Origin of the sequence: Flavobacterium lacus (assembly GCF_003268815.1) — a bacterium.
Lineage (GTDB): Bacteria > Bacteroidota > Bacteroidia > Flavobacteriales > Flavobacteriaceae > Flavobacterium > Flavobacterium lacus.
Genome location: NZ_QLSV01000002.1, coordinates 1 through 14,226, shown reverse-complemented (window position 1 = coordinate 14,226; position 14,226 = coordinate 1). Strand labels below are relative to the sequence as shown.

12 protein-coding genes are annotated in these 14,226 nt (G+C 34.0%); all 12 read left to right on the top strand.

Going from position 1 to position 14,226, the window contains the following annotated elements:
• The first annotated feature begins 30 nt into the window (after positions 1-30).
• The 12 genes from B0I10_RS01730 to queA all read left to right on the top strand — a co-directional run bounded on the left by B0I10_RS01730 (position 31) and on the right by queA (position 12,662).
• Positions 31-1,113 (top strand): bifunctional 3-deoxy-7-phosphoheptulonate synthase/chorismate mutase type II, encoded by a 1,083-nt coding sequence (locus B0I10_RS01730; protein WP_112084776.1) that lies wholly within the window; start codon positions 31-33, stop codon positions 1,111-1,113.
• A gap of 98 nt (positions 1,114-1,211) precedes the next feature.
• The gene (locus B0I10_RS01725; protein WP_112084775.1) at positions 1,212-1,733 is read left to right on the top strand and encodes a hypothetical protein; all 522 of its coding nucleotides are present in this window, start codon (positions 1,212-1,214) and stop codon (positions 1,731-1,733) included.
• A 103-nt stretch (positions 1,734-1,836) separates the two neighbouring features.
• Positions 1,837-2,817 (top strand): ribosome small subunit-dependent GTPase A, encoded by a 981-nt coding sequence (rsgA, locus tag B0I10_RS01720; protein ID WP_112084774.1) that lies wholly within the window; start codon positions 1,837-1,839, stop codon positions 2,815-2,817.
• A 39-nt stretch (positions 2,818-2,856) separates the two neighbouring features.
• Entirely contained in the window at positions 2,857-3,309 is a 453-nt protein-coding gene (dtd, locus tag B0I10_RS01715) for a D-aminoacyl-tRNA deacylase (protein WP_112084773.1), read from the top strand.
• A 277-nt stretch (positions 3,310-3,586) separates the two neighbouring features.
• Entirely contained in the window at positions 3,587-5,323 is a 1,737-nt protein-coding gene (locus B0I10_RS01710; protein WP_245942931.1) for a DUF3857 domain-containing protein, read from the top strand.
• 10 nt (positions 5,324-5,333) lie between these two features.
• Entirely contained in the window at positions 5,334-7,349 is a 2,016-nt protein-coding gene (locus tag B0I10_RS01705; protein ID WP_112084771.1) for a DUF3857 domain-containing protein, read from the top strand.
• 10 nt (positions 7,350-7,359) lie between these two features.
• Complete coding sequence (locus tag B0I10_RS01700; RefSeq protein WP_112084770.1) at positions 7,360-9,303, top strand: DUF3857 domain-containing protein; 1,944 nt, start codon at positions 7,360-7,362, stop codon at positions 9,301-9,303.
• A 3-nt stretch (positions 9,304-9,306) separates the two neighbouring features.
• Complete coding sequence (locus B0I10_RS01695) at positions 9,307-9,633, top strand: nucleotide pyrophosphohydrolase (RefSeq protein ID WP_112084769.1); 327 nt, start codon at positions 9,307-9,309, stop codon at positions 9,631-9,633.
• Positions 9,634-9,635: 2 nt separating this feature from the next.
• A complete protein-coding gene (locus tag B0I10_RS15560; protein ID WP_146740294.1) occupies positions 9,636-9,824 on the top strand; it encodes a hypothetical protein in 189 nt (62 codons plus the stop codon).
• On the top strand, positions 9,821-10,147 hold the full coding sequence (locus B0I10_RS01690; protein ID WP_112084768.1) for a DMT family transporter: 327 nt from the start codon (positions 9,821-9,823) through the stop codon (positions 10,145-10,147). Before B0I10_RS15560 ends, B0I10_RS01690 begins: the two co-directional genes overlap by 4 nt.
• The gene (aroA, locus tag B0I10_RS01685) at positions 10,147-11,424 is read left to right on the top strand and encodes a 3-phosphoshikimate 1-carboxyvinyltransferase (protein WP_112084767.1); all 1,278 of its coding nucleotides are present in this window, start codon (positions 10,147-10,149) and stop codon (positions 11,422-11,424) included. The genes B0I10_RS01690 and aroA overlap by 1 nt, the downstream gene beginning before the upstream one ends.
• A 188-nt stretch (positions 11,425-11,612) precedes the next feature.
• Complete coding sequence (queA, locus tag B0I10_RS01680; RefSeq protein WP_112084766.1) at positions 11,613-12,662, top strand: tRNA preQ1(34) S-adenosylmethionine ribosyltransferase-isomerase QueA; 1,050 nt, start codon at positions 11,613-11,615, stop codon at positions 12,660-12,662.
• Positions 12,663-14,226 lie beyond the last annotated feature (1,564 nt).

Genomic DNA, 14,226 nt, shown 5'->3' with positions numbered 1-14,226 from the left:
ACCGACAACGGATAACCGACAACCGAAACTATGGAAAACGATAAAAATTTAAAAAACTGGTTAACTGATTTTCAACTAGAACATCCGTTAGTAATTGCCGGACCTTGCAGTGCCGAAACCGAAGAACAAGTATTGAAAATTGCCCGTGAATTAAAAGATTCTGATGTTAGTATTTTTCGTGCCGGAATTTGGAAACCACGAACGCGTCCGGGCGGATTTGAAGGAGTAGGAGCCATCGGATTAAAATGGCTTCAAAAAGCCAAAGCAGAAACCGGACTATTGATGGCAACTGAGGTAGCCACCGCAGCTCACGTAAAATTAGCCTTGGAACACGATATTGATGTGCTGTGGATTGGTGCTCGAACCACTGTGAACCCTTTTGCCGTTCAGGAAATCGCCGATGCTTTGGAAGGAACCGATAAAATTGTATTGTTAAAAAACCCTGTAAACCCCGATTTATCTTTATGGATTGGTGGTTTAGAACGCTTGTATAATGCTAATATCAAAAAATTAGGCGTGATTCACCGAGGATTTTCAACCTATGAAAAAACAAAATACCGCAACAATCCGGAGTGGCAAATTGCGATTGATTTTCAAAATAAATTTCCTGATTTGCCTCTGATTTGTGATCCTTCACACATTACCGGAAAACGCGATATGATTCAGGAAGTCTCGCAACAAGCGTTGGATTTGAATTATGACGGATTGATTATTGAAACACATATTGATCCGGATAATGCTTGGAGTGACGCGGCTCAACAAGTTACACCAGCGGTTTTAAAGAAAATTTTTCACGATTTGCGTGTTCGTAAAGAAACCGATGAAGCCGATGATTACACGATGCGAATGCACAAATTACGAACTCAAATAGATGAGTTTGACAGTAAAATTCTTGAGATTTTAGGGGGAAGAATGAAAATTGCCGACCAAATTGGTGGATTGAAAAAAGAGAAAAATGTGGCTATTTTACAAAACAAAAGATGGCAGGAAATTTTAGATAAAATGATTTATGAAGGAAAGTTAAAAGGACTGAGTGAAGATTTTATTGTGCAACTTTTCAAAGCAATTCATCAAGAAAGTATCGATCATCAAGAGAAAATTATAAATAGTTGACAGAAATACAATTAAAAGAATGATTTTTTTTAAAATTTTTATCAATGTGAATTCTATTTTTTGTAATATCGCACCTTATAAATTTAATCACATAAAAAATGAAGAAAACTATTTTTGTAGCACTATTATCTTTTAGTGCCATGTTAAATGCTCAAGTTGATAAAATCCATAAGCACAATGGAGAAACTGTTGACGGAAAAGTAACTCGAGTAGAAGAATATACTGTTGTATTTAAATATGACGGTGAAGATGCTGAAAACGTTATTGGTAAATATGCAATTGAAAAAATTGTTTATGGAAAAACCGGCCGCGTTGAAGAAGTGACTGATAAAATTGTAGTGAACGGAGAGCAGGACTGGGAAAAAGTTGTTATTCTTGAAGAAAAATCGTATATCGCTGGTTTAAAAAAAGCAGAGGAAATTAGAGGAAAAACAGGTTTGATTAATTATCACACGGGAAACACGGGGGATAAAAAAGCAGAAAAAAAGTTAAAAATGGCTGCAGCAGCAATGGGTTGCCCGTTTATTTTGCAAACTGCTGATAAAACAACAGTTGGTGCGAGTTCGAATTCTCTTGGAGGTTCTCAAGCCATTAAAAAAGGTGTTGCTTACAGATACTAAATAAGTTCTTTGATAAAAAAACAAAGGAGTTGTCGTCATTGACAACTCCTTTGTTTTTTTACATTATAAATTTTCTTAAAAAGATTTGTAATATCTTTGCCTCATGACAGGAATAGTTTATAAATCTACCGGAAGTTGGTATACCGTTAAAGCCGAAGACAATCAATTTTATGATTGCAGGATTAAAGGAAAATTCCGCATAAAAGGAATCAAAAGTACCAACCCAATCGCGGTAGGTGATGTGGTTGATTTTGAAATTGATGAAACTTCCGATGCTATCACAGGCACAATTCATAACATTCACGAACGAAAGAATTACATCGTTCGAAAATCGGTTAATCTATCACATCAAATGCACATTATTGCATCTAACGTAGATTATGTATTTTTATTAATAACAATCAATAATCCGCCGACTACCACAAATTTTATCGATCGATTTTTAGTAACAGCCGAAGCCTATGGTATCGAAACAATTCTGGTTTTTAATAAAATCGATACATTCAACGATTTAACTTCCGATGAGCAGCTTTACATGCAATATATTTATCAACAAGTCGGATATAAATGCCTACGAGTTTCTTCTACGGAGGAAAAAGGAATTGAAGAATTAAAAGAGTTTATGCGAGGGAAAACCACCATGTTTTCTGGTCATTCTGGTGTAGGAAAATCGACATTAGTGAATGCCTTAGAACCTGCGTTACATCTGAAAACCAAAACAATTTCTGAACAAAGTATGCAAGGCCAACACACAACAACTTTTGCAGAAATGTATGATTTATCATTTGGAGCAAAAATCATCGACACGCCAGGCATAAAAGGGTTTGGTATCGTTGATATGGAGAAAGAAGAAATTAGCGGCTATTTTCCAGAATTTTTCAAATTAAAAGACCAATGTAAATTCAATAATTGTCTGCATAAAGATGAACCAAAATGTGCCGTCAAAGAAGCATTAGAAAAAGATGAAATTTCATGGTCGAGATACAATAGCTACCTGAAAATTTTAGAAGGCGATGACGAAAGTTACCGAACAGATAATTATAATGAAGATCGAATTGCTAGCGATGAAACAAGAAATAAATAATTATTCGTACTTGGTGCCCTATTTTAATCGAAAGTTATCATGAAAGCAGTCATCCAAAGAGTTGCACAATCAAGTGTAACCATCGAAGAAAAAGTTGTTGCTTCCATTCACAAAGGTTTGTTAGTATTGGTGGGAATTGAAGAAGCCGATACAACGGAAGATATGGAATGGCTTTCGACAAAAATTGTCAATCTTCGCATTTTTGGTGATGAAAATGAGGTCATGAATTTATCGATTAAAGATAGTGATGGCGATGTGATTGTGGTAAGTCAATTTACGCTTCATGCTTCTACCAAAAAAGGGAATCGCCCCTCATATAGTAAAGCGGCAAAACCTGAAATTGCGATTCCGATTTATGAGAAATTTATCCAACAAATAGAAAAAGAATTAGGGAGGCAAATTCAAACCGGTCAATTTGGAGCAGACATGAAAGTAGCAATTTTAAATGATGGTCCGGTTACGATAATTATGGATACAAAAAATAGAGAGTAAAACTTGTTTTTTATAAGATTTAATTTATATTTGACTTTTTAGAATTTCCAAAAACAAAAACATTAAATATTAAAATTTCAGGCAATTAATTTTGTTTGAGTAAAATTTATTTTACATGAGGAACCTACTTCAACTCTTTTGTTTTTGTTTCACTTTTGCGTCATCTGTTTCAGCACAAAATCTCTATTACCTCACGATTCCAAATGAGTTAAAAGAAAATGCCAATGCTTGCGTAAGGTTAAGCAAAATCAATGTTACAATATCTTCAAATAAATCGATGAAAATTGCTTCAGAACGAATTGTAACGGTATTCAATGAATATGGATTAAAACATATGAAAGCTGCATCTCACTATGATAACTCTACTAAAATAAAATCAATTGAAGCAATAATTTATAATGCTCTTGGTGAGGAATTAAGAAAGATTAAAAGGAAAGATTTCAGAGATCAAAGCCTTGCAGATGGCTTTTCAATTATTGGAGATAACAGAATCTTGTATTTGGATTATACTCCAATACAATATCCTTTTACAATGGTATTTAAATCGGAAGTAGAAACATCAAATACTGCATTTTTACCTATTTTTAAGCCCTATGAAGATTATTATGTAAGTATTGAAAAATCAGAATTGTCATATTTTGTTTTACCCGAATTGGGACTCAAATTTAAAGAGTTGAATAGCGAAGGTTCCAAAATAGAAAAAATTGAAAATAGTAGCTCATTAACATTTTTCATTGAGAATATTTCAGCAAACAAAAGAGAAGAATATTCACCACCTTTTCAAAAAATGGTACCTAGTGTATTATTTGGGCTTACTAAGTTTCATTTAGAAGGAGTTGATGGCGAAGCTGAAACTTGGAATTCTTTTGGTAAATGGATGTACTCAACGTTATTAAATGGAACAGATATATTACCTGAAACTGCAGTACAAAAAATTAAAAGCATAGTAGGTGAAGAAAAAGATCCATTGAAAATAGCACACATTGTTTTTAAATACATACAAAACAATACTCGATATGTTAGTATTCAGTTAGGAATTGGAGGTTGGAAACCAATGGACGCAAAAGATGTTGACCGTCTCGGATATGGAGATTGTAAAGCATTGGCAAACTACGCAAGAGCTCTCTTGAAAGTTGTGGGTGTTGAATCATTTTACAGTGTTGTTTACAGGGGGTCCGAAAAAGAAGATATAGATGAAAATTTCGTCACCATGCAAGGAAATCATGTTATTTTGGGGATTCCTTATAATGAATCAATTTATTGGATGGAGTGCACTAGCCAGAACATCCCTTTTAATTTTCAAGCCAATGATACAGATGATAGATTAGCACTCTTAGTGAAACCAGAAGGCGGTAAGTTAATAAGAACTAATGTCTATCTAAAAAATCAAAATAAGCAAGAGACAATTGGTAGTTATAATTTACAATCTAATGGTTCAATTTCCGGTCAAGTTTCAATTACATCTTCAGGTTTTCAATACCAAAATAAATATGAACTTGAAAATCAATCTGTGATTGATAAGGAAAAATTTTATAAAAATTATTTTAGTACGATCCCTAATTTAAAATTAAATCAAATTCAATTTCAAAATGATAAATCACAAATTCAATTTACAGAAAACATAACGTTAAGTGCCGAGAATTATGCAAATAAGAATGGCAATAGATTACTTTTCGCTTTAAATGCCTTCAACCAAAACAGTGCTGTTCCACCCAAATATAAAAATCGAAACAATGCTTTTGAAATCCCAAGAGGATATCACGATAACGATTATATAATTATCACTTTGCCCAATGATTACTTAATTGAAGCAAAGCCCAATGACGTAGATATTGTATCAAAATTTGGTTCGTATTCCATTTCATTTGAGTATTTGGAAGATAAAGTTATTTTTAAAAGAGACTTAATCATGAATGAAGGTGTGTTTGAAAAAGAAGATTATGAAGAATTTCGAAAATTCAGAGAACAAATTGCAAGAAATGACAACTCAAAAATTAGTTTATTAAAATCTTAAATTTTCACACATGAAAAATATTTACACTATATGTTTAGTTGTTTTCGTTTTTGCATTTTCGTATGCTCAAAAAATAGAATTAGGAAATGTAACGCTTAGTGAACTTAATCAAAAAGCTCATCCAGATGATCTTACTGCAACTGCAGCTTATTTATTTCAAAAAGGTACAACTACGTTTGAATATACCGAATCAGATGGTTTTTATATCTCAACAATAATTGAATCAAAAATTAAAATCTACTCTAAAGAGGGCTATGATTTTGGGAATTTTGAAATCCCCTATTATACGCCAAGTAGTGGAGCCTCAGAAAGAGTGGTAATTTCCAAAGCATATACATACAATGAAGTAGATGGAAAAGTTGATAAAATTAAAATGAAAGGTTCTTCGGAGTTTACAGAAAAAATAAATAGCAATTGGTCTAAGAAAAAAATTGCATTATCCGACGTTAAAGAAGGCTCTATTGTAGAATATAGAGTTGAAATTAAATCTCCTTACATAACAAATTTTCCGGTTTGGGATTTTCAAAAAACAATACCTGTAAATTATTCTGAGTATAATACTTACATTCCGGAATATTTTTTCTACAATTTGCATCAAAAAGGGACATTGTCTCTTGAAGTAAAAAGCACAAAAATCCCTCGCACAATAAATTACACTTATACAGAAAATGTAATTCCAGGAATGTCACAAGGAATGCCAAAGAGAATTACAAATTCTATTGATTTTATGGTATCCAAAACATCTTATGTCCTAAAAAATATTCCTGCTATAAAAAATGAAATTTTTGTAAATAATATAGATAATTACAAAGTGGCACTTCATCACGAATTGGCCGGACGAAGAATGCCGAATAGTGGATACGATGATTATGCAACAAACTGGGAAACAGTTGCTAAAACAATTTATGACAGTGAAAATTTTGGCGAAGAATTAAAGCGTACCTCTTTTTTTGAAGCAGATATTAATTCTTTAGTTAGTAGTGTCTCAGATATAAATACAAGGGCTTTTACGATTTTTAATTATGTTAAAAAACACATGAATTGGAATCAACGATATGGTTATGTAACCGATGAAGGATTAAAAAAAGCATACGTTCAAAAATCGGGTAATACGGCCGACATTAATTTACTTCTTTTATCAATGCTTCGATATGCTGGAGTAGATGCAAACCCTGTTTTACTCAGCACTAGATCAAATGGAATTCCTTTATATCCTAACAGAACAGCATTTAACTATGTAATTGTCGCTGTAGAAGTGCCAGATGGATTAATTTTGTTAGATGCAACGAATAAATTTACAACGCCTAATATTTTGCCAATAGAAACACTTAATTGGAATGGTAGACTGATACGCAAGAATGGAAGCTCAACGGCTGTAAATTTAATCCCAAATTTCATATCTAAAGAAGTTACAACTGTTTTAGTCTCGTTAAATGAAGACGCGACAATAACAGGGCAAGCAAGAATTTTAGAATCGGAGTACAATGCTTTTTTACACAGAAATTCCAGCTTTGGATTATCAAAAGAATCTAGTATCGAACAAATTGAAAAAAGGCACACCGGAATTGAAGTTTCAGATTTTAACGTAACTAATGAAGCTGAATTATCAAAACCTATAATCCGTGATTTTTCATTTACACATGCTAATTTAGCAGAAATTATAGCTGATAAAATATATTTTTCACCGATGTTGTTTTTCGCAATACCCGAAAACCCGTTTAAACTAGATTCTCGTGAATATCCTATAGATTTTATTTTTCCCCGAAATGATAAATATGCCATATCGATTACGATACCGGATGGTTACAAAATTGAACACCTACCAAATGCCTCAAATGTAATGTTCGAGGATGAAGTCATTGTGTTTAAATACAATATTAAACAAGTAGGTAATGTTATTCAATTGATTGCGAATGTTGATATTAATCAAGCAATTGTGGCTCCTGTTTATTACGAAATGTTAAAAAGTTTTTTTAAAGCTGTAGTAGAAAAAAACGACGAAAAAGTAATAGTAAGCAAAATCTAATTTAATTGTTATGAAAATCATCAAAGTTCTTATTTTAATTTTAACTTTCAATATCCATGTTGGATTTTCTCAAACAACTAAACTTGGAAAAGTGACAGAGTTTGAACTGAAAGAGAATGCACCTAAATTAGACCCAAACGCATCAGCGGAAATCATTTTTATGAAAGGAAAAAATTCAATTGATTTTGATGCACAAGGTTATGCAGTCTTGACAACAGAAGTTGAAACTAAAATTAAGATTTATTCAAAGGAAGGTTATGAATGGGCTAACCATCAAGTTCCGTTTTATATTGGAGGAAGGTCAGGATCTATTTATTTTTCCGATGCATATACTTACAATTGGGAGGGTAATAAAATTGAAAAAACTAAATTGAAAAGTGAAGGAGAGTTTAAAGAAAAAATAAATGAAAACTGGGAATTTAGAAAAATTTCAATGCCTAACGTAAAAGAGGGATCAATTATTGAATATAAATATACTATAAAATCCCCTTACATAACTTCACTCCAAGAGTGGTTTTTTCAGTATAAAATACCTGTTTTATATTCAGAGTATGTAGTTCATACACCTGAATATTATAGATACAATGTGCTGTTAAAACCATATTTAGAAGTAAATAAGACCGAGACAGTTCAACGAAATGCAAACCAGAATTTCAATGAGTTGGTAACGGTTTACAAAGTCGCTAATGTGCCATCGTTTACCGAAGAAAAATATGTTTCAAATGTTACTAATTACATCTCGTCTGTTAGTTATGAGTTGGCTTCAATTAAACAATCTGACGGTAGTTTAAAAAATTTAGCGATAACTTGGGAAGATGTGTCCAAGTCCATCTATGAAAATAATAATTTTGGAAAAGAATTATCCCAAAGTGCGTATTTTGAAGAGGAAATTAACAAGATAATAGCAGAAAAGAAATCGCAGGATAATTTGTTAAATTCAATCTTTAGTTTTGTGCAAATGCGCATGAATTGGAATCAACGATATGGTTACCTATGTGATTCAGGAGTCAAGAAGGCCTACAAAGAAAAATCTGGAAATGTAGCCGAAATCAACCTAATGTTAACAGCCTTTTTAAGATATGCTGGATTTAATGCCAATCCAATATTAGTAAGTACTAGATCAAATGGAATTGCCATTTTCCCCAACAGAACGGCCTATAATTATGTAATATGTGGTGTAGAACAAAATGGAGAGCTAATACTATTAGACGCTACAACCAAAAACACAACCAAAAACAGCTTACCTTTTAGGTCAATAAATTGGGTGGGAAGAATGATAAAGCCTGATGGAGAATCATTAGAAATTAATTTAATACCTAATTTTCAATCAAAACAAAATAATACTGTTCTATTCCAATTTACTGAAGATTTAGAAATTCAAGGAAGAGTAAGAAAACAATATTTTGATTATTATGCTTATGATTTTCGCGAGAATTATGCTAAGTTGAGCACTACTTCAAATAGTGAAAGAGTAGAGAAAAACTACCAAGAAATTGATGTTGACGAATATAATTTATCTAATGAAATTGAAAAAGATAAGCCAATAATAGAAGATTTTTCTTTTAAATCAAATCAGTTAGTTGAAAGGATAGATTCTAAAATTTATATCTCACCATTATTGTTTTTGACGGAAACCGATAATCCTTTCAAAATTGAAAAAAGACAATACCCTATAGATTTCATATTTCCGAGACAAGATAAAAATACAGTGTCATTTACAATTCCTGAGGGATACGAAATGATATATCTCCCGGAATCTAAAAATCTTGTACTGGAAGATAATTTAATATCTTTTAAATTTAATTGTGTTTTGAAAGGAAATATTATTCAAGTAGTTTCAGTTTTAGATATAAACGAGTCTATTGTACCGTCAATTTATTATGAATCAACCAAACTTTTTTTCAAAAACATGATAGAGAAGCAAAACCAAAAGATAATTTTGAAAAAACTTTAATTTATGAACCTCAAAAACGCCCAACTCGACGTAGATAACTGGATCAAAAACCACGGCGTTCGTTATTTCAACGAATTAACCAATATGGCTCAACTTACCGAAGAAGTAGGTGAGGTGGCTCGAATTATAGCCCGTCGTTATGGTGAACAATCCGAAAAAGAAAGCGATAAAAACAAAGACCTTGGCGAAGAATTAGCCGATGTAGTTTTTGTAGTTTTGTGTCTCGCCAACCAAACCGGAATCGATTTGCAGGCCGCTTTCGATAAAAAATTAGAGATAAAAACCAATCGCGACCACGATCGTCATCAGAATAACGAAAAATTGAAATAAGTTTGAAAACGAAACTTATACATTTTATAACTGCTCTGGTGATTTATGGATTTATTGGATGGTTAATGATGTTCTTCTTGGAAGATGAAAATCATAGTCCATGGTTTTTCGTGATTTTTTGGGGAGTTTCCATGGCTTTAGCCGAATTGTTTATCTTTGAAAAAATAAGAAACCGAAAAAAACAAAAATGAAGTGGATTCTCCTTATTATAGCCGGATTATTTGAAGTTGCTTTCGCAACCTGTTTAGGCAAAGCCAAAGAAACGACAGGAACAACGATGTGGATTTGGTATGGCGGATTTTTAGTTTGTCTGGCGATTAGCATGATTCTGTTGGTAAAAGTGACTAAAGTTCTTCCCATCGGAACCGCGTATGCAGTATGGACCGGAATCGGTGCAGTAGGAAGTGTACTCGTAGGAATCTTCGTTTTTAAAGAACCAGCCACTTTCTGGCGAGTTTTTTTCATCAGCACATTAATCATCTCAATAATCGGACTAAAAGTTGTCACTAAATAATGAATACAAAATTAACCTATAACCCGCAACCCGCAACCCGCAACCTTCAACTAAAAATCACCGGTTCCAAATCAGAAACCAACCGATTATTGCTGTTACAAGCACTCTATCCCAACATCAAATTAGAAAACACCTCTAATTCCGATGATAGTGAAGTAATGCTAAAAGCAATCCAACAACCAACAACCGACAACCGACAACGGACAACCGACAACGGAAAACCGACAACCGAAATAGACATCCACCACGCCGGCACCGCCATGCGATTCCTCACCGCTTTTTTTGCCGTTCAAGAAGGAAATGAAGTCGTTCTAAACGGCTCCTCTCGAATGAAAGAACGACCAATCAAAATTCTAGTCGATGCCTTAAATCAATTGGGAGCCGAAATCACCTACGAAGAAAATGAAGGTTTTCCACCCATCAAAATCAAAGGAAAAAAAATAACAAAAAACAACGTTTCACTTCCGGCAAACGTCAGCAGTCAATATATTTCCGCTTTGCTATTAATCGCTCCAAAACTCGAAAACGGTCTAAAACTAACTCTCGAAGGCGAAATCACATCCGTTCCATACATCAATATGACATTGGCATTGCTAAACGAAATCGGCGTTGAAACTTCGTTCGAAAATAATGTAATAAAAGTCAACCCGCAACCCGTAACCCACAACCCGCAAACAGTAACCATTGAGTCTGATTGGAGTTCTGCATCCTATTGGTACTCCATAATTGCATTATCCGAAATCGGAACCCAAATAACACTGTCAAGCTACAAGAAAAACAGCCTGCAAGGCGACGCCGCTCTAATCGAAATCTATAAAAGTTTCGGAGTAGAAACCGTTTTCAATGACAATCAGGCAATTACAATATCAAAAGCAAACACCCATCACCCATCACCTATAACCTTTAACCTAAACAACTCCCCCGACATCGCCCAAACCATCGCCGTAACTTGTTTCGGACTCGGAATTGGCTGCCACCTTGCAGGATTACATACCTTAAAAATCAAAGAAACCGATAGATTAGAAGCTTTAAAAACCGAACTCTCTAAACTTGGAGCAAACATTTCGGTTACTAATGATAGTCTTACATTACAACCTTCAGAAAAAATAATCGAAAACGTTTCCATAGCAACCTACCAAGATCACCGCATGGCCATGGCTTTTGCACCACTCGCCCTAAAAGTTCCCATCATCATTCAAAATGCCGAAGTTGTCTCCAAATCATACCCCACTTTTTGGGAAGATTTAAAAAATTTCGAATTTCAAGTTGTGGAATAGTACAATATTTACATCTCAAAAAAACGCATAACCTGAGTCCCTTAGCACCTTAGCACCTTTCCACTAAAAATAAACCTCAAAACACTTGACAACGCCTATTTCACAATCGTATATTTGCAACCTGAATTTTAAATGTGTAAGGAAATAACCCTTAAACTTTTAAACTTTTAAACTTTAAACCTTTTTAAATGAAATTATCTCATTTTCAATTCAATCTTCCAACCGAATTATTGGCCGAATACCCTGCAGAAAATCGTGACGAATCACGTTTAATGGTAATCGACAGAGCAAAAAAAACAATCGAACATAAAACATTCAAAGACATCATCAACTATTTCGACGATGGTGATGTAATGATTATGAACAATACCAAAGTTTTTCCAGCTCGTTTATACGGAAACAAAGAAAAAACTGGTGCTAGAATCGAAGTATTTTTATTGCGAGAACTTAACGCCGAACAACGCCTTTGGGATGTTTTGGTTGATCCGGCCCGAAAAATCCGTATCGGAAATAAATTGTACTTCGGAGATGATGATTCATTAGTAGCCGAAGTAATCGACAATACAACCTCGCGCGGAAGAACATTACGCTTTTTATACGATGGTTCGTATGACGAATTCAGAAATAAATTAACCGAACTGGGCGAAACCCCAATCCCAAAATACATCACCAGAGAAGTAACTCCGGAAGACGAAGAACGGTACCAAACCATCTACGCTAAAGTAGAAGGAGCTGTAGCCGCACCAACCGCCGGACTACATTTCTCTAAACACCTAATGAAACGCCTTGAAATTAAAGGAGTTGATTTTGCCGAAGTAACCCTCCATGTTGGTCTCGGTACATTTAACCCTGTTGAGGTAGAAGATTTGTCTAAACATAAAATGGACTCTGAAGAGCTAATTATTACACAACAAGCCTGCGATATCGTAAACAATGCGCTAACTCACAAAAAACGAATTTGCTGCGTAGGAACAACTTCCATGAGAGCCATCGAATCATCAGTATCATCAGCCAGAACAATGAATCCGTTTGAAGGTTGGACAAACAAATTCATCTATCCGCCTTACGATTTCAGTATTGCGAATTGTATGGTAACCAATTTCCACACACCAAAATCAACCTTATTAATGATGATTTCAGCTTTCTGCGGACATGATTTAATGAAAAAAGCCTACGAAGAAGCAATCAAAGAAAAATACAAATTCTACTCCTATGGTGATGCTATGCTAATCATCTAATCTGAACTTGCCTCAGGTTCTTTATCAGCTGGCAAGGCTGAATACATTTCAGTATAGCAGATTCTAAAATACATAATCCCAATCTTTTCAGGTTGGGATTTTTTTGGGCGTGCCCACAAGGGTCAGGCTTTCTGCTTCAAGTCCTCACAAAAAACACCATTTTCTATAACCCAAATAGAGCTTCCTTTGGTCGCTTATTCGGCTTTAGAAAATTGGTGTTTTTTTGTTCCGGGCTTTCCACTACAATCCTTCACGCAATCTGTGCTAACAAAGTGTTTTAGTGTTTCAGCTTAGTTATATAGTAGATTGATACAGATTGCATATTTTTTATCAAATCGCTTTGAATAAGAAATTGTCTTATTGAAAAGAAAATTAAAACGGTGAAAAAAATAGTTTGTAAGAGATATGATGACGCAGTTAAAACTTTTTTCAATTGGCTACAAAATGGTCTTTTTTTCATTTTTTTACTGTTTGTTAATCTGTAGCTCTGCTGTGCATTTCAAAAAAAGCTAAAGTATATGTAAGTATCTTTGTTTTTCGCTTCAATAAAAAAAGTGTAAAACACTTCAATGCAAGACAAAAAAACAAAAAATAAATAGCTTAATTTTTACTATAATGCTAAGGTGAAACAGCTTGAAACCTTTCGTTCAGTAATTTGACAGCCAAAATATCAATGCTACAAAAGAAATTAGCTAGTTATCTAATCTACTTGCAAATGGTTTTAGACGTAAAATTCCATGAAGTTCATCCTAATTCCATTCTAGCGAAGCAATCCTTCCGTGGTTTCCGTGAGATTTTTTTCATTACCACTATCCATAATCCACTCCAATCCATCATAGCGAAGCGATGCAAATCTATGAAAGTCCGCGTTTAGCTTCAGCTAACCTGCCTGCCGGCAGGCAGATCCGTCCAATCTGCGTTCCCTTGACAAGTTTTCCAAAGCTTTGTGCCTTGATTTCTTTGTGACAAAAACCAGATATTGCGTTATTTTAGGACGGTTCAAAGGACGGGTCAACTCCATAAATACTGTATAGTTGAAGTATGGATAAAGTATGGATAGTGTATGGATAAAGCATCAAAGGTGGCAGAATTAATCAGAGCTAAAAAACTTTCATTTGCAAACAGCGACAAATCAGCCTCTTAAAAAAAACTTTCAAAAAGAGTTACAAAAAGATTTGGAAAGCCCAAAAAGAGTACTACTTTTGCACCCGCATTGAGAGCGACGTTCTGTAGAAAATTGGAGTTAAAAAAAATCTGTAAAAAGATTTGGAAGGAGAGAAAAAAGAGTAGTATCTTTGCCCTCCGCAAGCGACAAAACTGGGATTAGGAGAGTAAAAAAAAAAGAAAATTAATTTTTTTTTCGAAAAGCTTGCCTAATCAAAAAGAAGTTGTACTTTTGCACCCGCTTAGATAGCTAGTCTACGATTTTAATTGTAGAGTTATATAAGAAACTGAAACAAGTTCAGTTAAAAACAAGAAGACACGTTCATAGACATATTGAATTGACAGCACGATTAGACAGTAATGTTTAATCGAAAAAAAAGAGAGAGTAAGGCTAATCGAG